Annotated in this window: 25 protein-coding genes and 1 riboswitch; of the genes, 9 read left to right on the top strand and 16 right to left on the bottom strand. The window is 60.5% G+C overall.

Annotation, left to right across the window (positions count from 1 at the left end; genetic code table 11):
* Positions 1-46: 46 nt before the first annotated feature.
* Together V8689_RS04975 and V8689_RS04970 are read right to left on the bottom strand one after the other, a co-directional pair.
* Complete coding sequence (locus V8689_RS04975) at positions 47-1729, bottom strand: fatty acid--CoA ligase (RefSeq protein ID WP_003188638.1); 1683 nt, start codon at positions 1727-1729, stop codon at positions 47-49.
* A gap of 627 nt (positions 1730-2356) precedes the next feature.
* Complete coding sequence (locus V8689_RS04970) at positions 2357-2989, bottom strand: LysE family translocator (RefSeq protein WP_056789671.1); 633 nt, start codon at positions 2987-2989, stop codon at positions 2357-2359.
* An 84-nt stretch (positions 2990-3073) separates the two neighbouring features.
* Between V8689_RS04970 and V8689_RS04965 the strand changes: the two genes are divergently transcribed.
* The 3 genes from V8689_RS04965 (at position 3074) to V8689_RS04955 (ending at position 5912) form a co-directional block, all read left to right on the top strand.
* Entirely contained in the window at positions 3074-4039 is a 966-nt protein-coding gene (locus V8689_RS04965; protein ID WP_056790533.1) for a 2-hydroxyacid dehydrogenase, read from the top strand.
* A 30-nt stretch (positions 4040-4069) separates the two neighbouring features.
* Complete coding sequence (locus V8689_RS04960; RefSeq protein ID WP_056789668.1) at positions 4070-5068, top strand: class I SAM-dependent methyltransferase; 999 nt, start codon at positions 4070-4072, stop codon at positions 5066-5068.
* Between the two features lie 50 nt (positions 5069-5118).
* Positions 5119-5240, top strand: a riboswitch (yybP-ykoY riboswitch).
* An 87-nt stretch (positions 5241-5327) separates the two neighbouring features.
* A complete protein-coding gene (locus V8689_RS04955; protein ID WP_054897011.1) occupies positions 5328-5912 on the top strand; it encodes a TMEM165/GDT1 family protein in 585 nt (194 codons plus the stop codon).
* 116 nt (positions 5913-6028) lie between these two features.
* On the opposite strand, the gene V8689_RS04950 is transcribed toward V8689_RS04955, so the two are convergent.
* The 4 genes from V8689_RS04950 to V8689_RS04935 form a co-directional block, all read right to left on the bottom strand.
* Entirely contained in the window at positions 6029-6847 is an 819-nt protein-coding gene (locus V8689_RS04950) for a M48 family metallopeptidase (RefSeq protein ID WP_014716953.1), read from the bottom strand.
* A 121-nt stretch (positions 6848-6968) separates the two neighbouring features.
* Positions 6969-7589 (bottom strand): SOS response-associated peptidase, encoded by a 621-nt coding sequence (locus V8689_RS04945; protein ID WP_056789665.1) that lies wholly within the window; start codon positions 7587-7589, stop codon positions 6969-6971.
* 37 nt (positions 7590-7626) lie between these two features.
* Entirely contained in the window at positions 7627-7887 is a 261-nt protein-coding gene (locus tag V8689_RS04940; RefSeq protein ID WP_003188624.1) for a putative signal transducing protein, read from the bottom strand.
* A gap of 11 nt (positions 7888-7898) precedes the next feature.
* Positions 7899-8081 carry a CPXCG motif-containing cysteine-rich protein gene (locus V8689_RS04935; protein WP_056789662.1) on the bottom strand — a complete coding sequence of 61 codons (183 nt, stop codon included), beginning with the start codon at positions 8079-8081 and terminating at the stop codon, positions 7899-7901.
* A gap of 132 nt (positions 8082-8213) precedes the next feature.
* Between V8689_RS04935 and V8689_RS04930 the strand changes: the two genes are divergently transcribed.
* Positions 8214-9377: a 1-acyl-sn-glycerol-3-phosphate acyltransferase gene (locus V8689_RS04930; RefSeq protein ID WP_177343023.1), complete on the top strand. Its 1164-nt coding sequence runs from the start codon at positions 8214-8216 to the stop codon at positions 9375-9377.
* Between the two features lie 164 nt (positions 9378-9541).
* Here V8689_RS04930 and V8689_RS04925 read toward each other — a convergent pair whose 3' ends face one another.
* The gene (locus V8689_RS04925) at positions 9542-9799 is read right to left on the bottom strand and encodes a hypothetical protein (RefSeq protein ID WP_056789656.1); all 258 of its coding nucleotides are present in this window, start codon (positions 9797-9799) and stop codon (positions 9542-9544) included.
* Positions 9800-9981: 182 nt separating this feature from the next.
* Between V8689_RS04925 and V8689_RS04920 the strand changes: the two genes are divergently transcribed.
* A complete protein-coding gene (locus V8689_RS04920; RefSeq protein ID WP_003188620.1) occupies positions 9982-10191 on the top strand; it encodes a hypothetical protein in 210 nt (69 codons plus the stop codon).
* Positions 10192-10250: 59 nt separating this feature from the next.
* Here V8689_RS04920 and V8689_RS04915 read toward each other — a convergent pair whose 3' ends face one another.
* Positions 10251-10835: a YajG family lipoprotein gene (locus V8689_RS04915; protein WP_003188618.1), complete on the bottom strand. Its 585-nt coding sequence runs from the start codon at positions 10833-10835 to the stop codon at positions 10251-10253.
* 182 nt (positions 10836-11017) lie between these two features.
* On the opposite strand from V8689_RS04915, the gene V8689_RS04910 reads away from it, so the two are divergent.
* Together V8689_RS04910 and mqo are read left to right on the top strand one after the other, a co-directional pair.
* Positions 11018-11251 (top strand): hypothetical protein, encoded by a 234-nt coding sequence (locus tag V8689_RS04910; protein ID WP_003188617.1) that lies wholly within the window; start codon positions 11018-11020, stop codon positions 11249-11251.
* Positions 11252-11979: 728 nt separating this feature from the next.
* Positions 11980-13518, top strand: coding sequence for a malate dehydrogenase (quinone) (gene mqo / locus V8689_RS04905; RefSeq protein WP_434520687.1), 1539 nt, complete (start codon positions 11980-11982; stop codon positions 13516-13518).
* Positions 13519-13621: 103 nt separating this feature from the next.
* Here the strand turns inward: mqo and V8689_RS04900 are convergent, their stop codons facing one another.
* The 3 genes from V8689_RS04900 to V8689_RS04890 form a co-directional block, all read right to left on the bottom strand.
* Complete coding sequence (locus tag V8689_RS04900; RefSeq protein ID WP_017845962.1) at positions 13622-13909, bottom strand: PA4642 family protein; 288 nt, start codon at positions 13907-13909, stop codon at positions 13622-13624.
* Between the two features lie 201 nt (positions 13910-14110).
* Positions 14111-14578, bottom strand: coding sequence for a WbuC family cupin fold metalloprotein (locus tag V8689_RS04895; RefSeq protein ID WP_056789650.1), 468 nt, complete (start codon positions 14576-14578; stop codon positions 14111-14113).
* 3 nt (positions 14579-14581) lie between these two features.
* Complete coding sequence (locus V8689_RS04890) at positions 14582-15139, bottom strand: hypoxanthine-guanine phosphoribosyltransferase (RefSeq protein ID WP_003188610.1); 558 nt, start codon at positions 15137-15139, stop codon at positions 14582-14584.
* Between the two features lie 164 nt (positions 15140-15303).
* Between V8689_RS04890 and upp the strand changes: the two genes are divergently transcribed.
* Entirely contained in the window at positions 15304-15942 is a 639-nt protein-coding gene (gene upp / locus V8689_RS04885) for a uracil phosphoribosyltransferase (protein WP_003188608.1), read from the top strand.
* Positions 15943-15944: 2 nt separating this feature from the next.
* Positions 15945-17222 carry a uracil-xanthine permease family protein gene (locus tag V8689_RS04880; protein WP_032893544.1) on the top strand — a complete coding sequence of 426 codons (1278 nt, stop codon included), beginning with the start codon at positions 15945-15947 and terminating at the stop codon, positions 17220-17222.
* A 123-nt stretch (positions 17223-17345) separates the two neighbouring features.
* Here the strand turns inward: V8689_RS04880 and hisC are convergent, their stop codons facing one another.
* The 5 genes from hisC to V8689_RS04855 form a co-directional block, all read right to left on the bottom strand.
* The gene (hisC, locus tag V8689_RS04875) at positions 17346-18398 is read right to left on the bottom strand and encodes a histidinol-phosphate transaminase (RefSeq protein ID WP_056789647.1); all 1053 of its coding nucleotides are present in this window, start codon (positions 18396-18398) and stop codon (positions 17346-17348) included.
* A gap of 3 nt (positions 18399-18401) precedes the next feature.
* Positions 18402-19718, bottom strand: coding sequence for a histidinol dehydrogenase (hisD, locus tag V8689_RS04870; protein WP_003188601.1), 1317 nt, complete (start codon positions 19716-19718; stop codon positions 18402-18404).
* 128 nt (positions 19719-19846) lie between these two features.
* Positions 19847-20482, bottom strand: a complete 636-nt coding sequence (gene hisG / locus V8689_RS04865; protein ID WP_003188599.1) for an ATP phosphoribosyltransferase — start codon at positions 20480-20482, stop codon at positions 19847-19849.
* 213 nt (positions 20483-20695) lie between these two features.
* Positions 20696-21961: a UDP-N-acetylglucosamine 1-carboxyvinyltransferase gene (gene murA / locus V8689_RS04860; protein WP_056789643.1), complete on the bottom strand. Its 1266-nt coding sequence runs from the start codon at positions 21959-21961 to the stop codon at positions 20696-20698.
* Positions 21962-21984: 23 nt separating this feature from the next.
* The gene (locus tag V8689_RS04855; protein ID WP_032893547.1) at positions 21985-22224 is read right to left on the bottom strand and encodes a BolA family protein; all 240 of its coding nucleotides are present in this window, start codon (positions 22222-22224) and stop codon (positions 21985-21987) included.
* Positions 22225-22312: the final 88 nt, after the last annotated feature.

Raw genomic sequence — 22312 nt, 5'->3', positions numbered from 1 at the left:
CTTGATATAGAGCATTGCCGCGCCCGAACGGGCGCGGCGAGAGGGTTTAGAGCGTGGACAGGAACGTGCTGTTGTTGGCCTGCCACTCGATGATGTCGACACGGATACGTTTCTTGTCGAGCTTGCCGACACTGGTCTTGGGAATTTCAGTAACAACGGCGATCTGGCTCGGGATCGCCCACTTGCTCAAATGCCCCAGCTCGACAAAAGGCTTGAGGTGTTCCTTGAGCTCTCGCGCATCGATCACATGCCCTTCACGCACCACCAACAACGCGAAGGGACGCTCGCCCCATTGCGGATCGGCAATGCCCACCACCGCCACTTCCCGCACCGCCGGATGACGGCTGACCAGGTCTTCCAGAGCCAGGGAAGAAATCCATTCACCGCCGGTCTTGATCACATCCTTGATGCGGTCGCGGATATCGATCACGCCGAAGGCATCCAGCGTGGCCACATCACCGGTGTGCAACCAACCACCGGCCCAGAGTTCGGTGCCCTTTTGCGGTTCTTTGTAGTAACCCTCGGTCAGCCACGGCGCGCGCAGCACCAGTTCGCCCTGGGTTTCGCCATCGGCGGGCAGGAAATGACCGTCGGTGTCCATGATTGCCGCCTCAACCAACGGGCCCGGCACACCGGCCTTGATGCGGTAGGTGGTGCGCTCATCTTCACTGCCAGCCATCAGCTCATCATTGAGGTGAGCGCAAGACACCAGCGGCCCGGTCTCGGACATGCCATACGCGGCGGTCAGTTGAATGCCTCGGGCCTTGGCGGCTTCGTACAGCGAGCGGTTGAGGGCGCTGCCGCCGATGACGATTTTCCAACCGCCGAAATCCACGTTCTGCGCAGCCTTGGCGTTGAGCACCATTTGCAGGATGGTCGGCACACAGTGGGAGAACGTCACCTTCTCCTTGCGCCACAGCTCCACCAGGTATTCCGGGTCGTAGCGGCCGGGGTACACCTGCTTGAGCCCGAGCATGGTCGCCACATACGGCAAGCCCCAGGCGTGTACGTGGAACATCGGCGTGATCGGCATGTATACGTCATTGGTGCCCAGCAGCCGCACGCTGTCGACGCTGCCCATGATGGTCGCCACGCCAATGGTGTGCAGCACCAGTTGCCGGTGGGTGAAGTACACACCTTTGGGGTTCCCGGTGGTGCCGGTGGTGTAGAAGGTGGTGGCGACCGAGTTTTCGTCAAAATCCTCGAAGTCATAGCTGGGGCTGGCGGCGGCCAGGAGGGTTTCGTACTCACCGACAAGATTGGGTAGCTCGGCGGTGTGGGTGTCACCATCGGTAATCAACAAGGTCTTGTCGACAGTAGTGAGCTGCCCGGCAATCGCCTGGTAGAGCCCCACGAACTCACTGTTGACCAGCACAAAGCGGTCTTCGGCGTGGTTCATGGTGTACAGAATCTGCTCCGGCGACAGACGCACGTTAATGGTGTGAATCACCGCGCCAATCATCGGGATGGCAAACATGCACTCCAGGTAACGGTGGCTGTCCCAGTCCATCACCGCCACGGTATCACCGGCCTTGACCCCGGCTTCGGTCAGCACGTTGGCCAGGCGCGCAACGCGCTCGATCAGCGTCGGATAGCTGTAGCGCAGCTTGTCGCGGTAGATAATTTCCCGGGTCTTCTCGTAGCGAGTCCCGGACATCAACAGGCGCTTGATCAACAACGGATACTGGTACGCACCTTCGGCGGGCGGGATAACACGGGTCTGCAACATAAGAATCCCTTTAATGACTGCACGGTCTTGACTTGAAGACCTGCACTGTAGAGGGCTTATGTTTCAGCCAAATCAGCCAAAGGAATGATTTGCAGGGGCCAGCAAATGCTAGCGTTACGCCATTATCTGGACATCATGGCGCTCCAGCAATCGACAGTAACCACGATGCGAAGCGAGTAGCTCTTGATCTGCTCTTGATCTGCTTTTGATCTTGATCTTAGGCGCCCCGTTAAACCACGCTGGCCGGAATTCGACAGGGATTTGGGGGGTAAACCGGCAGGGATGCCGGTTTAGCCGCCCCGCGCCATGGATGGCGCGTGGCGGCGGCCCCCCAAATCACTGGCGGATTACGGGCACACCGAGCCTGAGCGAGGTGCCGAGTGGTGGGGCAAGAGCGTTTTGCTTACTTTTGCGCTTTTCAAAAGTGAGCCGCCGTCAGGGCGGAACCCTAAGTGGCCGTTACCGCAGGAACGGATATGTACCCAATCCAACTGCGTTGACTGCCAGGCCGCCTTCGCGAGCAAGCCCGCTCCCGCATTTGGATTGCGGGGTGTCAGGTAGATAGGCGTCGGCTGGTAGGCCGCCATCGCAGGCAAGCCAGCTCCCACATTTTGACCGTGCCCGCGCTTACTTCATGCTGGTGAAGGCCAACTTCACCCCAATGGCAATCAACACCGCGCCCATGGCCCGATCAAACCAATGCCCCATCCGCGCAAACCCCGCACGTACACGCTGCTGGCTGAACAACATGGCCACCAGGCAAAACCACAACGCCGTCGCCACCGCCAGGTACACCCCATAACCGGCCTGCACCGCCAGCGGTGTGTGCGGGTTAATCACCACGGTAAACAACGACAGGAAAAACAACGTGGCCTTGGGGTTCAAGCCATTGGTCACAAAGCCCGCGGTAAACGCGCCACGAGGGGTGCGCTCACCCGCTTCACGATGCAACTCGCCCTCGGCCGCAGGCTTGGCCGGCTGGGCACGCAGGGCCTTGAAGCCGATGTACAGCAGGTACGCCGCTGCTGCCCACTTCAACGCATTGAACAGCACAATGGACTGGGACACGATCAAGCCGATACCCAGCAACGAGTACCCCACATGCAGGAAAATCGCCGAACCGACGCCCAATGCCGTCCATGTGCCGGCGCGACGGCCATGGGTCACGCTCTCACGCACCACCACGGCGAAATCTGGGCCGGGGCTGGCCACCGCCAGCAAGTGAATCAAGGCTACGGTCAAAAACTCGGCGACGTACATGCTCACTCCATTAAGTAACTGATTATTTCATCTGATAGGCTCGGCAGATTACGCCTTCGAACCTCGTCGCAAAAGGTACAGTTGATCATGAACAATCGCCGCGCCGTCTTTCTCGACCACCCTTCCCTGGACTTGGGCGACCTCGACCTCAGCGGTTTGCATGACTGCTTCAGCCAGTTGCAGCTGTTTGAACAGACCACGCCAGAAAATGTGCTGGAGCGCTTGCAGGGCGCCCAAGTCGCCATCAGCAATAAAATCCCGCTCACGGCCCAAACCCTGGCCGCCTGCCCCGAGCTCAAGCTGATCCTGGTGTCGGCCACTGGCACCAATAATATCGACCTTCAAGCCGCCCGCGCCCAGGGCATTACCGTGAGCAACTGCCAGGGTTACGGCACGCCGTCAGTGGCCCAGCATACGATCATGCTGCTGCTCAACCTCGCCACGCGCTTGAAGGACTATCAACAGGATGTCGCCGCGGGCAAATGGCAGCAGGCCAAACAGTTTTGCCTGCTGGACTATCCGATCGTCGAACTGGAAGGCAAAACCCTCGGCCTGCTCGGCCACGGTGAACTGGGCAGTGCCGTGGTGCGCCTGGCCGAAGCGTTCGGCATGCGCGTGGTGCTCGGCGCGATACCTGGGCGCCCTGCCCGCGCCGACCGTGTGCCGCTGGACCAATTGCTGCCCCAGGTCGATGCGCTGACCCTGCATTGCCCGCTCAACGAGCATACCCGCGACTTTATCGGCGCTCGTGAACTGGCGTTGCTCAAGCCCGGCGCATTTATCGTCAACACCGCACGCGGTGGTTTGATCAATGAACAGGCCCTAGCCGACGCATTGCGCAGTGGTCATCTTGGCGGCGCGGCGACTGACGTGCTGAGTGTCGAGCCGCCAGTCACTGGCAACCCGCTGCTGGCTGGAGACATTCCACGCTTGATCGTCACCCCCCACAACGCCTGGGGCAGTCGCGAAGCGCGGCAACGCATCGTCGGCCAACTCACGGAAAACGCCCTGGGCTTTTTCAGCGGCGCCCCGCTGCGCGTCGTCAGTTGATAAACTGCGCCCCTTTTCAAGGAGCAGACTATGGATCCGCGCAGTGAAGTACTGCTTCGCCAGGCCGAACTTTTTCAAGGCAACCTGCTGCTCGTAGGTTTGCCTGCCGACGATTTGCTTGGGCGCCTGCCCAACGCCCACGGCTGGTGCTGGCATGCCGGTGACCAGGCGGCGCTCGATGCGCGCTTCGCCGAACGCAGCCAGTTTGGCGTGAATGTCCCAGAGCGCGCCTTTGATGCGGCGGTGATTTTCCTGCCCAAGTCCAAAGACCTCACCGACTACCTGCTCAATGCCGTGGCGGCGCGCCTGCCGGGCGCCGAGCTGTTTCTGGTGGGCGAGAAAAAGGGTGGTATCGAAAGCGCCGCCAAACAGATGGCTCCGTTCGGCAAACCGCGCAAGCTCGATAGCGCACGGCATTGCCAGTTGTGGCAGGTCACCGTCGCCAACGCGCCGCAAGCCGTGGCGCTTGAGAGCCTGGCGCAAGTTTTCGACGTACCGCTGGCAGAAGGCCCACTGAAGGTCGTGAGCTTGCCAGGTGTGTTCAGCCATGGTCGCCTGGACCGCGGCACCGAGTTGTTGCTGGAGCACTTGGACAAACTGCCCAGCGGCAACCTGCTCGATTTCGGTTGCGGCGCCGGCGTATTGGGGGCTGCGGTCAAACGCCGCTACCCGCACAACACGGTGACGATGCTGGATGTGGATGCCTTTGCCGCCGCCAGCAGCCGACTGACGCTGGCAGCGAACGGCCTGGAAGCCGAGGTGTTGACCGGTGACGGTATCGACGCAGCGCCCATGGGTTTGAACGCGATTTTGAGCAATCCGCCCTTTCATGTCGGCGTGCACACCGATTATTTCGCCACGGAGAACCTGCTGCGAAAAGCGGCGAAACACCTGGCAAAAGGTGGCGAACTTCGCCTAGTTGCTAACAGCTTCTTGAAGTACCAACCTCTGATCGAAGAGCATTTGGGCATCTGCGCAATCAAGGCCGAAGGCAATGGTTTTCGCATTTACCGCGCCAAGCGCCCCTGACGGACGTTTGAAAAAGAACGCTTGCCGAATGGGTTTTGCCTAGGCAGAATCCGCAGCGTCCTAGGGGAGTAGTCTCCCACGAGCGCCATGCTCGTCCGGCATACGTCAACATACTTGGTCAGCAGACCATGGCGTATGCGACCCAGGAGTCCGCACAGACGGACCGGGGTTTGACAAGACCTATGACACGCACACCTTACCCGGGGCGGGAAGGCTGTACGTGTCATAGCCGTGTCGACCCGCCCCTGGAAACTACCTGATGCTGGATTCACTACTCGTTCCTACCGCAATCGTTGCCTTGGCCGAAATCGGCGACAAGACGCAACTGCTCGCACTCATCCTTGCTGCTCGCTTTCGCAAGCCCTGGCCGATCATCGCCGGCATTGTCGCCGCGACCCTGGCCAACCATGCGGCGGCCGGTGCCGTGGGCGCCTGGTTCGGGAGTTTCTTCTCGGATGCGGTGCTGCACTGGATCCTCGCCGCAAGCTTCTGCGCCACGGCGCTGTGGACCCTGGTGCCAGACAAACTCGATGATGACGAAGCCAGTACTACCCGTAAGTTCGGGCCCTTCCTGACCACCTTGATTGCGTTCTTCCTCGCCGAAATCGGCGACAAGACCCAGATCGCCACGGTGATGCTGGCGGCGCAATACCCGGAATTGTGGCTGGTGATTATCGGTACCACCCTGGGCATGTTGATTGCCAACGTACCGGTGGTGCTGGCGGGGAATTTTGCCGCGGAGAAACTGCCGCTGACCTTGATTCGCCGCTTGGCGGCTACGGCGTTCTTCGTGCTGGCGATTATTGCGGTGTACAAGGCCATGCAAAGCAGCGGCTGGATCTAAGCCGAACACTGCCTGTAGGAGCGAGCTTGCTCGCGAAAAACGTCAACGATAACGCGTGCTGCCTGAATAAACGCGGCGCCGGTGAGTTTTTCGCGAGCAAGCTCGCTCCTACAGGATCAGGACTTCTTGGCCTGCTGGTAAAGCGGCATTACCTTCGGGATCGCCGCCTGCAACGACGCGATGCGGCTGTCGGAAGCCGGGTGCGTGCTCATGAATTCCGGCGGTGCGCCTTCCGAAGCCTTGGCCATCTTGTTCCACAACGTGATGGCCGCGTTGGGGTTGTAGCCAGCGCGGGCGGCCAGTTCCAGGCCGATCAGGTCGGCTTCGTTTTCATTGCTGCGGCTGTTGGGCAAGGTCATGCCGTAGTTGGCCACGGTATCGGCCAGTGCCAGGCTGTCCTGGCCGAGACCGAATATTGCCCCGGCGCCCTGCTTGGCCATCTGGATACCGTAAGCCTTGGACATAGCTTCGCGGCCGTGTTCACGCAAGGCGTGAGCGATTTCATGGCCCATTACCGCAGCCAGTTCGTCATCGGTGAGTTTGAGGTTGTCGATCAAGCCGCTGTACACCAGGATCTTGCCGCCAGGCCCGCAGTTGGCGTTCATCTCATCGCTTTTGATCAGGTTTACGTCCCAGTTCCACTGGGCGGCATCCGCACGGAAGGTCGGAGCCTGGGCGATCAGGCGCTTGGCAATGGCCTGCACGCGCTTGGCGTTGGCGCTGGTCTTGTCCAACACCCCTTTGCTGCTGGCTTCACCCAGGGTCTGCTGATAAGACTGGGCATACATCTGGTCGACTTCCTGGCTCGACAGCATGCTGAACATGTACTGCTTGCGCTCTACCCCAACGGCGCCGCCGCTGGTGGTATTGACCGACTGACAACCCGCCAGCAGCATCGCTGCAACCAAACCGCTTACCACCAATGACTTCTTCATGAACACGCTCCCTGAAAACATGGCGCGTATCGTAGGCGGTCATTTGTATCTGCGCCAGATACACCAGACGTTTAACCGCTGAATTTCAGATACATCCGAACGTGGAACGACTGAACAAAGCTCACGCCGGGGTCAGGCACTCCGGCCCATTGAGCTTCGGATCGTTGACCATATTGGCCAGCACCCGCTCGCGCAACACGGCAGGTTCAGCCGCCAGCATGCCCTGCAGCACATGAAGCGGGGTCTCGGGGTCGAGCCAGGCGGCCTGCCCTGCCGCGTCCAGGATCAATGGCCGGCGCTGACTTTGCGCCGCTTGAGTAACCACCGCCGTGCTCAGCCATACCTGCTCCTGCACCGGATACGCTTCCCACACCGCGGCAAAGAACAGCGTTGAGCCCTCCCCCGGTGTGAGCCAGTACGGGCGCTTGCGCTGGGTGCCGCGCCATTCATAAAAGCCATTGGCGGGCAGCAGGCACCGGCGCTGGCGGAACGCTTCACGAAACATCGGTTGTTCGGCCAGGGTTTCGGCGCGGGCGTGGGCTGGGGTGCGCGACAGGTCTGTGAGCCAGGGCGGCGTAAGGCCCCAGCGGGCACGCGCCAGGGTGAGCTGGCCCTCGCTCAGGCGCTGGATGAGCACCGAATCATTGGGGGAGATGTTCCACTGGGCCTGCTGGTCGGCGGGGAAGCCGGGCAAGGCAGCAAAGGCAGGGTTCCAGCGAAACAGGGCATAACGTCCACACATGGGGCAACACGACTCTTGGGGTAAACCGACCGACAGCCTAACAGACCAATACGTCGGGGAAGCTGTCGGGTTCGTCGCCGGGCAACGGTTGGGCGCCGATATAGGCAGTGATCAGCTCACGGGCGCTGGCGGCCTGGTCGTTGTCGACCTCCAGCCCCAGCAAGCCAAATATCGGCAACTCGCCCGTGCCGCCGAGCAGGTGGCGCCCCACCAGGTGCGCCTCGATGCCTTCACTGGCAAGCATCTGCTGCAGCAACTCGCCCTCCATCAGGTTTTCCGGTTCGTAGATTCGCTGCATGGGCGTACCTGTTATTCATTTTCGCTGCGGGTTTCAAGCATCCACTCGTCACCATGGACTTGAAGGCTGAAGGAGATCGGCCGGCAACACACTTGGCAGTCTTCTATATAGGTCTGGTCCCCGCCAGACAAATCCACCGTTGTCTCGACCGCTTCGCCACAATAAGGACAATCGTACATCGCAGTTTCCAGCATCGCAGTCTCCCAGGTGACTTGTGCGTATAATCGCCGGTCTATTTACAGGGCTATTTCCGGCAGAGCCAGTTTACTCACGCCGCCCCTGCTATTTCCTTTACTTACCCTAGCCGTTTCTAACAAGAGAGCATGATGGGCGAATTCGATACCATCCGACCTTACAACGACAGCGAAGTCCCGGCAGTGCTGGCGCGTCTGTTCAGTGACAAGGCCTTTCTGGACATCCTGACCCACTTCCGCTTCCCGCGGTTTGCCGGCGCCCTGGGCTGGCTGCTCAAGCCGATGATCGCGCGCAAACTGCGCCGTGAGTTCGCCGGCGTCACCACCGTGGCCACGCTGCAGGACAAAGTCGAGTACTACGTCGACCACACCATCGACCGGGCGACCGACGGCGTGACCTATACCGGCGTCGAGCAACTGAAATCCGGCACCGCCTATCTGTTTCTGGCCAACCACCGCGACATCGTGATGGACCCGGCCTTCGTCAACTACGCCGTGTACCACGCCGGCCTGCCGACGCCGCGCATCGCCATCGGCGACAACCTGCTGCAAAAGCCGTTTGTCAGCGACCTGATGCGCCTGAACAAGAGCTTCATCGTGCACCGTTCGATCACCGGGCGAAAGGAGAAGATGGCGGCTTACAACCTGCTGTCGGCCTACATCAACCACTCGATCCGCAACGACTGCCAGTCGATCTGGATCGCCCAGGCTGAAGGCCGGGCCAAGGATGGTGATGACCGTACCGAATCGGCGATTCTCAAGATGTTCCACGTCAGCCGCAAGGACGAGCCGTTTGCCGAGGTCATCCAGTCGTTGAACCTGACGCCGGTGTCCATCAGCTACGAGTACGACCCTTGCGATGCCGCCAAGGCCCGCGAGCTGTATATCCGCGCCACCACCGGCACCTACACCAAGGCACCGGGCGAGGATGATGTGAGCATTGCCCTGGGCATTACCGGCTATAAAGGTCGGGTGCACGTGAACTTTGCGCCGCCGATCACCGAGCGCTTTGAAGACACCAAGCTGCTGGCACTGGAAATGGATCGGCAGATCCTCGGTGGCTACCGCTTGTTTCCGGTGCACTACCTGGCGTACGCGCAGTGGAGTGACGCCGACCCGCAATTGCAGGTGCCCAAGGCGGCGGATGTGTTCCCGGCCGATGAACTGGCCAAGGCCAAGGCGGAATGGGAGCGGCGCCTGAACGAGTGCCCGGCGGAGCACCGGCCTTACCTGGTGGTGCAGTATGCGACGCCGGTACGCAACCAATACCGAGTCAAGGCTGGGATCCCCCTGTAACAGTGAGCCCACAGGGGATATGTGGCAGGCGCTGATTCTGCAGGCAGTACATGGCCAGTGTGGGAGCTGGCTTGCCTGCGATAGCGGTGGTTCAGTTAAAGATTCAGTGGCTGATACGCCGCCTTCGCGGGCAAGCCCGCTCCCACATTTGACTTGCAGTAGCCTTAAAAGCGGGTGCTGAGCCAGGAGATGGCCAGGGCCAGGCCAAGGCAGGCGAACCCGACGCGGTACGCCAGGCGATGCGCCCGCTCGGTGCGCGTATCCAGAAACAGCATCGGCTGGTCGATAGCGCGCTCTTCGCTGCGCAGGGCCAGCTCGGCCATCGCACGTTGTGCATGCAGGCGGGTGATGAACAGCACCCAGGCGCCCGAGCAGGCAACCAATAGGGCAACAATATTAATGAGCAGTGCGGGCAGCGCCATCGCAAACCTCGGTGAACCAGTGTTCGGGTATCAGTCCAGATACACACCTGAACGACAGTCGCCTCCTGCGCCTTTAATGCTCCTTCCCCATGGACGGCTAATGTATCCAGTAATTTACGCCGTCACCTGAACGTCACCTTAACAAGCCACTCTGTTGCCCTTCGACGCTTGAGGAGCTTGTCATGTTGCATGCGCAAAACCAGGATCGGCTGTACCTGATCGCCCAGAGCGAGGAACAGGAGGCGCTGATCGGCAGCCTCGCGTTCAACGTTCAGGACCGCCATTGGCTGGTGTATTGCGCCCTCGGCGGGCACCAGCATGCCGACCTGCCGGAGCTGGATTTGCTCACCGGTGTGAGCATGCTGGACTTTTATGTCGATACGGCGGCATGACCAAACCACAGGCACAAAAAAACCGGGCCCAGTGATGAGCCCGGTTTTTTGTGTGCGACTTATTGCGCGCTGAGCAGTTGACCGATGCTTGGGTCTTTGAACAGGCGGGTCAAGGCATCGCTGAGCACGTCGCTGACCAGCTTGGTGTTGGTTTCCTGGTTGGGCGACATGCCGAAACGCTGGTTGAGCGAGGCAGCGTAGCGGCCACTGTAGCGGCGGGTACCGGCGCTGACGTCAGACTTGAAAGTGGCGCCGATGGAAGCCTCGGTCACATACAGGCCGTCTTTGGGCGACTGGTATTTCAGCTCCGCCAGGGTCACGGTCAGTTGCGGCACGCCTGGCGAGTTGGTTGGCGTAAAACCCAACAAGCGCACGGCGGCTTCGGCCTGGGCCTGCAACTTGGGCAGCACATCCTGGCCGTTCACCGAAATCAGTGCAGTCTCCGGGTACAGGCCGCCACGCGAGCCCAGGGTCGGCGACGGACGACCGTCTACCACGCGTACCGACACCGGCTGGCCATGGCCTACCGCAGCCAACGGCGCAGTGACTTTAGGTTGCGGGCTGAGTTGTTGCGGGCTGTTGGCGCAGCCGACAAGGGTCAAACTGGTCACAGTGATCAAACCGAACAACAGGCGTTGCAACATCGCATTTCTCCAGGACTAGGCGCAGACAGGTCGCCAGTATAACGGTGCACGCGCGCCACTCACCAGCGATCCTGAACGACGGCTGAAGCCGCTGTGCAAATTACAAATTCGCATAAATTCGTCACCCCAGTGTCATGCCACACTGGCAACCTTCAAGCATGTAACACACCAGGTACACAGCCATGCGCCTTCTCAAGACCCTGTTCATGTCGCACGCCCGTCACCGCCACTTTGCCCTGCTCGACGCCCACGGTCATTGCCTGGCTTTCAAGCAGTGCAGCCTGCCGCCCGTCGGTGAAGGCTGGGTGGAAGTAACCGAGACTCACCTGGGCTGGATGCACCGCCCACTGCCGGCCAGCGCCCGGGTCAGCCCGCAGGTTTTTCGCCCACGGCACCGGCAAGCGTTGGCCTCCTGACCGACGCCCTAATAAAAGTCATAAAACACGCCCATTTCCCTGGCGTTCTTCGCTACAATCTCCCCCCGATTATAAGGACGTCTCCTGATCGGGCCTCGCAGCATCGTTAATGCCCAGGCATTAGCCCCCAAAATCGCCCACAGAGAGCCGCCCACACAGATCGAGTGAAGCTGGCGTGCTTGCTGTTTCCTTTGCAAACCACCCCGTCTTTTATCGAATCTGCCAGAGCTGCCATTGCGCTCGGCCACTTGAGTTGTTTGCCCGTTTTGCCGCGTGTCGGCAGAGGTTTGCGGGCCAGGTGCCAGGCTGGGGCAGCCCTTTTTTGAGGTTCACGTCTTCAAAAGAGCGTGAAAAAACGGGTTTTCACAACTTCACAAGAGTGTGGCGAGCAAATGAATAGTTTGGCGTTTGTACAAGCACCATCAGCGTCTGGAACAGCCCAATTACACAGGACCGAGCACGCCTCAAAAACCGGAGCTTGAGCCTGTCCGCTACGGATTGGTTGCACGAATCGCACGCTTTGACCATAAGTCGAATTGCCACAGGCGCCCATGAATGCGTTCATAGGCAGATTAGCCCGGCAGGAAGCGTGTGCTGAAGTTGCAAAGAATTGCGAATCGGACATGGCGATCCTGGCCATGGGTAACCTGGGGCAACACGTGAACCGCCCCGTCACTCCTGGCAGCCATGCCGACAATTTGGTGCTGCAGATTTTGGAGACGCGTTAAATGGCGCATAACGAAGCAGTCGACGTAGTACTGGTAGGGGCCGGCATCATGAGTGCCACCCTGGCCGTACTGCTCAAAGAGCTCGACCCCGGCCTCACGCTGGAAGTCGTTGAGCTGATGGATTCGGGTGCCGCGGAGAGTTCCAACCCGTGGAACAACGCCGGTACCGGCCACGCCGGGCTGTGCGAGCTGAACTACACGCCGCAGGCCGCCGATGGTTCCATCGACATCAAGAAAGCCGTGCACATCAACACCCAGTTCGAGGTGTCGAAACAGTTCTGGGCTTACCTGACCAAGAAGGGCACCTTTGGCTCGTCCAAGTCGTTCATCAGCCCGGTGCCGCACCTGAGCTTCGTGCAGGGCGACAAAGGCGTGTCTTTCCTCAAGAAGCGCTTTGAGACCCTCAGCCAGCACCACGCGTTTTCGGACATGCACTACACCGAAGACCGCAGTGAAATGGCCGAGTGGATGCCGCTGATGATGCCCGGCCGCCCGCTCGACGAAAAAATTGCCGCCACCCGCGTGATGAACGGCACCGACGTCAACTTTGGCGCCCTGACCAACCAACTGCTCAGCCACCTGACCAGTTCGCCAGACGCCCAGGTCAAGTACTGCAAGCGCGTAACCGGCCTCAAGCGCAACGGCGCGGGTTGGACCGTGAGCATCAAGGACGTCAACAGCGGCAACAGCCGCGACGTCGACGCCAAGTTTGTGTTCCTCGGCGCTGGCGGCGCGGCGCTGCCGTTGCTGCAGGCCTCGGGCATCGAAGAGAGCAAAGGCTTCGGCGGCTTCCCGGTGAGCGGCCAGTGGCTGCGTTGCGACAACCCGGAAGTGGTCAAGCAGCACCAGGCCAAGGTCTACAGCCAGGCTGCCGTGGGCTCGCCACCGATGTCCGTGCCGCACCTGGACACCCGCGTAGTGGATGGCAAGAAATCCCTGCTGTTCGGGCCATACGCCGGCTTCACCACCAAGTTCCTCAAGCACGGCTCGTTCCTTGACCTGCCGATGTCGATTCGCGCCGGCAACATCGGCCCGATGCTGGCCGTGGCCCGCGACAACATGGACCTGACCAAGTACCTGGTCAGCGAAGTGCGCCAGTCCATGGAACAGCGCCTGGAATCCCTGCGTCGCTTCTACCCCGAGGCGAAAGCCGAAGACTGGCGCCTGGAAGTGGCCGGCCAACGCGTGCAGATCATCAAGAAAGACCCAAAGAAAGGCGGCGTGCTGCAATTCGGCACTGAGTTGGTCGCAGCCAAGGAGGGTTCGCTCGCGGCACTGTTGGGTGCCTCCCCAGGCGCTTCGGTCACCGTCTCGATCATGCTGGAGTTGATCGAGCGTTGCTTCCCGCAGAAAGCTGCCGGTGAGTGGGCTACCAAGCTGCACGAGATCTTCCCGGCGCGCGAGAAAGTGCTGGAGACGGATGCCGAGCTGTATCGCCAGATCAACACGCAAAACAACATCAGCCTTGAGCTGGTGGACCCTGTAGCAGCGAGCTCGCTCGCGAAAAACGTCAACGATAACGCAGCGCAAGTGGATTAACGCAGCGCTCTCAGGTTCTTCGCGAGCAAGCTCGCTCCTACAGGTAAAAGCAAAACGCCCCGGACTCTCATGAGGCCGGGGCGTTTTTTTGTGGCTCGGATAATCAGCCGCGGGCGTTGTCGATCAGCTCGATGTATTCGGCGGCGTTGCGCTGGTCCTTGATCAGGTCGACGAAGGTCTGGCCATGCTCGTCCTTGCCGTCCAGATCCAGGCCTGCTGCTTTGAAAAAGCCCAGGAACCGCTCGAAGTCGTCGATACGCAGGCCGCGATAAGCCTTGATCAGTTTGTGCAGGGACGGCGACGTCGCATCAACCGGCTCGAAGTCCAGGAACAACTTGATCTGGTCGTCACCGATTTCGTCGCCAATCACCTGTTTCTTATCTTTACGCATTACCGACTCCAGCCTGCAGACATTTACACGGGGTTTGAAGTCTACCTGCGCGACGCCGGATGTGGGAGGGGGCTTACCCTAATACCTGTAGGAGCGAGCTTGCTCGCGAAAAACTCAAAGGCGTCGCGTTTATTCAGCAAGCACGCGTTATCGTTGACGTTTTTCGCGAGCAAGCTCGCTCCTACATTTGGATGTCAGTGTTCAGTCGAACTGGGCAAGCATCCAGCGATGATACTCAGCCATACCAGCCTCGCCTTCGCGGGGTGCCCAGTCGGCCAGCTCACCTTCACCGACTGCGCGGTAAGGGCCAGCCTTGCATTCAAACATGATGCTGTCCGGTTCAAGCACTACCAAGCCATGGAACACGCCGGGCGACAGGTCGACGCCCTGGCATTCCCCGCCCGCTTGCAATACACGGGTGCTCAACACCTCACCTGTCTCGCTGAAAATCAGGATACCCAGGCGCCCTTTGAGCACCAGCAAGGTCTCCGCCTTATCGGCGCTCAGGTGGCGGTGAGGCTGCACATAGGTGCTGGGCTGCAAGCCGACCGCCATGCGATGACAAGGCTCTTGCATCTCATGGAAGTTAACGTTTTGACGGCCACGGGGGCTGGCGGCCGCTTTCTCGGCCAACTCGGCAAACAGCGTCTGATCAAGAAAGCGGGCCATCGATTACATTCCTTTAACGGCGTAGATGCCATTGGCGTTACGCCAGTAGCCCTTGTAGTCCATGCCATACCCGAAGATATAACGGTCGACGCACGGCAGCCCGACAAAATCGGCTTTGAGCTCTGGGCGAGCCTTGCGGTCGTGGTCTTTGTCGATCAGCACAGCAGTGTGCACTTTGCGTGCGCCGGCATGTTTGCAGAAGTCGATGATCGCACCCAGGGTGTGACCTTCATCGAGAATGTCATCGATGATCAGCACGTCACGGTCGATGAACGACACTTCCGGCTTGGCCTTCCAGAACAAGTCGCCGCCGCTGGTTTCATTGCGATAGCGGGTGGCATGCAGGTAAGAGGCTTCCAGCGGGAACTGCAGGTGAGTCAGCAATTTGCCGGCGAAGATCAGGCCACCGTTCATCACGCAGAAGACCACCGGGTTGGTGTCGGCCATTTCGCGGGTGATGTGCGCGCCGACCTTGGCGATCGCTGCTTCGACTTGCGCTTCGGTGTACAGGCAGTCAGCCTCGTGCATGATTTGACGGATATGCTCGAGATCAGCAGACATGGCGCTCTCCAAGGGGGTGCTGTGGCAAGAAAAGCGGGCGAAGGTACGCTTCTCGTGCGCTCCAATCAAGCCTTTATGGACTAACGTACTTGATGTCTATAGGACAACACCCTCGGATAGATTAATCTAGGCCGGTTTTTTTGCCCGCCGCCGGAGCCTTTCCTATGCCCACTCGCGAGATCCGCCACCCGCTGATCCGACACAAACTCGGCCTTATGCGCCGTGCCGACATTAGCACGAAGAACTTCCGTGAGCTTGCTCAGGAAGTCGGAGCGTTGCTCACTTACGAAGCCACCAAGGATTTGCCCCTGGAAACCTACGAGATCCCCGGTTGGGCCGGTCCCGTACAGGTGGAGAAAATCGCCGGTAAGAAAATTACCGTCGTCCCTATCCTGCGTGCCGGTATCGGCATGCTTGAAGGTGTACTCAGCCTGATCCCCGGCGCCAAGGTTAGCGCCGTGGGCGTAGCCCGCAATGAAGAAACACTGCAGGCCCACACCTACCTGGAAAAACTCGTCCCGGAAATCAACGAACGCCTGGCCATGATCATCGACCCGATGCTCGCCACCGGCAGTTCCATGGTTGCCACCATCGACCTGCTGAAAAAAGCCGGTTGCCGGGACATCCGCGCCATGGTGCTGGTGGCCGCGCCCGAAGGCATCGCCGCCGTCGAGAAGGCCCATCCGGATGTACAGATCTACACCGCGTCCATCGATGAGCGCCTGAACGAACACGGCTACATCATCCCGGGCCTTGGCGATGCCGGTGACAAGATCTTCGGCACCAAGCAGAAGGACGCGTGAGCATGCAGGATGAATTCAACGACCCGCTTTGGCGCCAGATCCTGTCTGGCGCACAAATGCTCTTCGTAGCATTTGGCGCGTTGGTGTTGATGCCGCTGATCACAGGTCTTGATCCAAACGTCGCGCTGTTTACCGCAGGCCTGGGCACATTGCTGTTCCAGGTGGTGACAGGGCGGCAGGTGCCGGTATTTCTGGCATCGAGCTTCGCGTTCATCACCCCGATCATTCTCGCCAAGGGCCAGTTCGGCCTGGCCGCGACCATGGGCGGGGTGATGGCGGCGGGTTTCGTCTATACGTTCCTGGGCCTGGCCGTGAAGGTCAAGGGCACCGGTTTTATCGATCGGCTGCTGCCGCCCGTGGTGATCGGCCCGGTGATCATCTCGATCGGCCTGGCCATGGCGCCGATTGCCGCCAATATGGCCATGGGCAAGTCCGGCGACGGTGCCGAGTTGATCCATTACCAGACGGCGATGCTGATCTCGATGCCAGCGCTGCTCACCACCTTGATCGTGGCCGTGTTCGGCAAGGGCATTTTCCGCCTGGTGCCGATCATCTCCGGTGTGCTGGTGGGCTTTGCCATGTCGTTCTACTTTGGTGTGGTCGACACGGCGAAAATCGCCGCGGCACCGTGGTTCGCCCTGCCCCACTTCACCGCGCCGGAGTTCAACTGGCAGGCGATCCTGTTTATCGTCCCGGTGGCCCTGGCCCCGGCGATCGAGCATATCGGTGGTGTGATTGCGGTAGGCAGCGTGACCGGCCGCGATTACCTGAAAAAGCCTGGCCTGCATCGCACGCTGCTGGGTGACGGTATCGCCACCACGGCTGCCGGCATGTTTGGCGGCCCGCCGAACACCACCTACGCCGAGGTGACCGGCGCCGTGATGCTGACCAAGAACTACAACCCGAAGATCATGACCTGGGCGGCAGTGTTTGCCATCAGCCTGGCGTTCATCGGCAAGTTCGGCGCGCTGTTGCAGAGCATCCCCGTGCCGGTGATGGGCGGGATTCTGTGCCTGCTGTTCGGCTCGATTGCCGCGGTGGGGATGAACACGCTGATTCGCCACAAGATCGATCTGGGCGAGGCGCGCAATCTGGTGATTGTGTCGGTAACGTTGGTGTTCGGGATTGGCGGTGTGCTGGTGGGTACCGGCACCGGCCCGGATGATTTCGGCCTCAAGGGCATCGCCCTGTGTGCGGTGGTAGCGATTGGCTTGAACTTGCTGCTACCGGGCAATGATGGCTGGAAGAACAAGAAGCCGGATGATGAGCCGCTGATCTAAGCCTCCCAGTTTTCAGGTGTAGCTCATGGCCTCATCGCGGGCAAGCCCGGCTCCCACAGGGAAATGCAGTTTCCTGTGGGAGCCGGGCTTGCCCGCGATGAGGCCCTTATAGCCTATGAAGAATCAGAGCTCGCCGAGCCCGTCGATCAGCGCCTGGTTCTGCTCTGGCGTCCCGATACTGATCCGCAGGAACTGGGCAATCCGCTCCTGCTTGAAGTGCCGCACAATCACCCCTTGCTCGCGCAACTTGGCGGCCAGCCCTGCAGCGTCATGCTGCGGGTGACGCGCGAAGATGAAGTTCGCCGCCGACGGCAACACCTCAAACCCCTTGCCTTGCAATTGCGCGACGACCTGATTGCGACTGTCGATCACCCACTGGCAGGTTTTCTCAAAGTATTCACGGTCGTCAAACGCGGCCGCCGCGCCAACAATCGCCAACCGATCCAACGGGTAGGAGTTGAAGCTGTTCTTGACCCGCTCCAGTGCCTCGATCAGGTCTGGGTGGCCCACGGCCAGGCCTACGCGCAAACCGGCCAGTGAGCGCGATTTGGAGAGGGTCTGGGTTACCAACAGGTTCGGGTAACGGTCGACCAGGCTGATGGCGGTTTCACCGCCGAAATCGATATAGGCTTCATCGACCACCACCACCGAATCCGGGCTGGCCTTGAGGATCTGCTCCACCGCGTCCAGCGCCAGCACGCAGCCGGTGGGCGCGTTCGGGTTGGGGAAGATGATCCCGCCGTTGGGCCTGGCATAGTCAGCGGCGCGAATCTGGAACTGCTCGTCCAATGCCACCGCGTCGAACGTGATGCCGTACAGGCCGCAGTACACCGGATAGAAGCTGTAGCTGATATCCGGGAACAGCAGCGGCAGATCGTGCTGGAACAGGCCATGGAAGATGTGCGCCAGGACTTCATCGGAACCGTTGCCCAGGAACACCTTGCCGGCGTCGATCCCGTAATAGTTGGCCACGGCCTGCTTGAGCAGGTCGCTGTTGGGGTCCGGGTACAGGCGCAAGTTGTCGTTCAACTCGGCCTGCATTGCCGCCAGCGCCTTGGGCGATGGGCCGTAGGGGTTTTCGTTGGTGTTGAGCTTGACCAGCTTGGTCAGCTTCGGTTGCTCACCAGGTACGTAAGGCACCAGGTCCTTGACGAAAGGGCTCCAGAATTTGCTCATGCCTCACTCTCCCTTGACGATGCGGTATTCAGCGCTGCGTGCGTGCGCGCTGAGGGATTCACCACGGGCCAGCACCGAGGCGGTCTTGCCCAACTCGGAAGCGCCTTGTGGCGAGCAGAAGATAATCGACGAGCGCTTCTGGAAGTCATACACCCCCAGCGGCGACGAGAAACGTGCCGTGCCGGAGGTCGGCAACACGTGGTTGGGGCCGGCGCAGTAGTCGCCCAGGGCTTCGCTGGTGTGGCGGCCCATGAAGATCGCCCCGGCGTGACGGATCGACGGCAACCAAGCCTGTGGGTCCGCTACGGACAGCTCAAGGTGTTCAGGTGCGATGCGGTTGGCCACTTCGATGGCCTGCTCCATGTCACGCACCAGAATCAGCGCACCACGGCCGTTGATCGATTTTTCGATGATCTCGGCACGCTCCATGGTCGGCAGCAGTTTATTGATGCTGGCGGCGACCTTGTCGAGGAACTCGGCATCGGGGCTGACCAGGATCGCCTGGGCGTCTTCATCGTGCTCCGCCTGGGAGAACAGGTCCATGGCGATCCAGTCCGGGTCGGTCTGGCCGTCGCACACCACAAGGATTTCCGAAGGGCCGGCGATCATGTCGATACCGACCTGGCCAAACACATGGCGCTTGGCGGTGGCGACGTAGATGTTGCCAGGGCCAACCACCTTGTCGACCTTCGGCACGCTTTCGGTGCCATAGGCCAGCGCTGCGACGGCTTGGGCGCCACCGATGGTGAACACCCGGTCGACGCCGGCGATGCAGGCGGCAGCCAGCACCAACTCGTTGATTTCGCCACGGGGGGTCGGCACCACCATGACCACTTCGGTCACGCCGGCGACTTTGGCCGGGATCGCATTCATCAACACCGACGATGGATACGACGCCTTGCCGCCCGGCACGTACAAGCCGGCGCGGTCCAGTGGCGTGACCTTCTGGCCCAGCACCGTGCCGTCGGCCTCGGTGTAGCTCCAGGAGTCCTGCTTCTGTTTTTCGTGGTAGCTGCGTACCCGCGCCGCTGCGACTTCCAGGGCTTCGCGCTGCGGTGCGGTAATGCGCGTCAGCGCCAGCTCCAGGCGTTCACGCGGCAGGATCAGGTCAGCCATGGACTTTACGTCCAAGCCGTCGAACTGGCGGGTGAAGTCCACCAGCGCCGCATCACCGCGCTCGCGCACGGCCTTGATGATGTCGAGCACCCGCTGGTTGACCGAGTCGTCGGACACGCTTTCCCAGCTCAGCAGATGATCCAGATGATGGGCGAAATCCGGGTCGGCAGCGTTGAGTCGGGCAATTGCAGTGGACGTGGTCATAGCGAGGGCCTCAATAGAATTGGCAAAAACTCAGGCGCCCTAAACTAGCAGTCGTTTCCGCTTGGGCACCTGAGAATTCTGGCTATGAGGCGGATAGACGGGCGCAGCTTTTCAGCTACGCGGGTGAGTCAACCGCGGTGTCGAGACTCCACTGCCTTGCGCAGGGTGTCGATCAACGCCTGAATACGGGCGTGCTGCATCTTCATCGATGCCTTGTTGACGATCAGGCGGGAGCTGATGTCAGCGATGAAATCCTGGGGCTCCAGACCGTTGGCGCGCAGGGTGTTGCCGGTGTCGACCACGTCGATGATCTTGTCGGCCAGGCCGATCAGCGGTGCCAGCTCCATGGAGCCGTAGAGCTTGATGATATCGACCTGACGACCTTGTTCGGCGTAGTAGCGCTTGGCAACGTTGACGAACTTGGTGGCGACCCGCAGGCGCCCCTTGGGCTCGACGTCACCGACACGGCCGGCGGTCATTAGCTTGCACAGGGCGATGCGCAGGTCCAAGGGCTCGTACAGGCCCTGGCCGCCGTATTCCATCAGCACGTCCTTGCCGGCGACACCCAGGTCGGCGGCGCCATGTTCAACGTAAGTCGGCACGTCGGTAGCCCGCACGATCAGCAGGCGCACGTCGTCCTGGGTCGTGGGGATGATCAGCTTGCGGCTCTTGTCCGGATTCTCGGTCGGCACGATGCCCGCTTCAGCCAGAAGCGGCAACGTGTCGTCAAGGATGCGGCCCTTGGACAGTGCGATGGTCAACATGGGAAATGTCAGTCCTTCATCAGGCTATTGCTGTCCGGTCGCAAACGGCGCCAGACACAGATCGAGGCCATGACAGCCTCGATTTGAAACAAACCAGTGTTTGTAGGAGCGAGCTTGCTCGCGAAGAACGTCAAAGATAACGCGTTTATTCAGAGTCAACGCGGTGCACATGAGGCCTTCGCGAGCAAGCTCGCTCCTACAGGGCAGCGGGAACTAGCCCGGTACGCGGCGGATTTTTGCGCCGAGCATCTGCAGTTTCTCTTCGATGCACTCGTAACCACGGTCTATGTGGTAGATGCGGTCGATCAGGGTGTCGCCGTCGGCGCACAGTGCCGAGATTACCAGGCTGGCCGAAGCACGCAGGTCGGTGGCCATGACTGGCGCGCCCTTGAGCTTGTCGATGCCGGTGACGATGGCGGTGTTGCCTTCGACCTGGATCTTGGCGCCCATGCGGTGCAGTTCATACACGTGCATGAAGCGGTTTTCGAAGATGGTCTCGATCACGGCACCGGTGCCTTCGGCAATCGCGTTCAGGGAGATGAACTGCGCTTGCATGTCGGTCGGGAACGCCGGGTACGGAGCGGTACGCACGTTGACAGCTTTTGGCCGCTTGCCGTGCATGTTCAGCTCGATCCAGTCTTCGCCGGTGGTGATCTCTGCGCCGGCTTCCTTGAGTTTTTCCAGGACGGCTTCAAGGATGGTCGGATCGGTGTCCTTGACCTTCACACGGCCACCGGTCACGGCAGCGGCAACCAGGTAGGTGCCGGTCTCGATGCGGTCAGGCATGACTTTGTAAGTGGCGGTGTGCAGACGCTCTACGCCATCAATCGTGATGGTGTCGGTGCCAGCACCGGAAACCTTCGCGCCCATGGCGTTGAGGAAGTTAGCCAGGTCGACCACTTCCGGCTCGCGCGCGGCGTTCTGCAGCACGCTGCGGCCTTTGGCCAGGGCAGCGGCCATCATGATGTTCTCGGTACCGGTCACACTGACGGTATCAAAGAAGAAGTTCGCGCCCCGTAGACCGCCTTCTGGCGCCTTGGCCTTGATGTAGCCGCCTTCGACGTCGATGACTGCGCCCATGGCCTCAAGGCCACGGATGTGCAGGTCGACCGGACGCGAACCAATGGCGCAACCGCCAGGCAAGGCCACTTCGGCTTCGCCGAAACGGGCAACCATCGGGCCCAGCACCAGGATCGACGCACGCATGGTTTTCACCAGTTCGTACGGTGCGATCAGGGTCTTGATGGTGCGTGGGTCGATTTCAACGGCCAGCTTCTCGTCGATCACCGGCTCAATGCCCATGCGACCGAACAGCTCGATCATGGTGGTGATGTCGTGCAAGTGCGGCAGGTTGGCCACGGTCACCGGGCCATCGCACAGCAGGGTCGCTGCCAGGATCGGCAAGGCGGAGTTTTTCGCACCGGAAATGCGGATCTCGCCATCAAGGCGGGCACCGCCGGTAATAATCAATTTATCCATAAGAATCTCGACGCCTTGGGGGCTCAGGTGCGCTCGGCCCAGGCCGCGCGGCTGAAAAATTTCATAGTGACCGCGTGGATGCTGCCATCGGCGATCCATGGGTTCAAATGGGTATAGATCTGCTGCTGACGCTTGACCGGGCTCAATGCCGCCAGTTCATCGCTAATCACGTTCAGCTGGAAATTGCAGCCTTCGCCTTCAACTTCTATGTTCGTTTCCGGCAGCTTTCCTTCAAGGAAGCTCTTAACTTCTAGGGCCTGCATGCTCAACCTCTATCGGCGCCCAGTGCGCACGGGTCGCACATCATACAAAAAAGCCCCGCGCCTGCGAACCCCGCATAGCAGGACTCTG

It is taken from the genome of Pseudomonas sp. AK181, assembly GCF_051122975.1.
Classification (GTDB): Bacteria; Pseudomonadota; Gammaproteobacteria; order Pseudomonadales; family Pseudomonadaceae; genus Aquipseudomonas; species Aquipseudomonas lactis.
The sequence above is the reverse complement of the archived record's forward strand: the minus strand, read 5'-3'. Positions and strand labels throughout refer to the sequence as shown.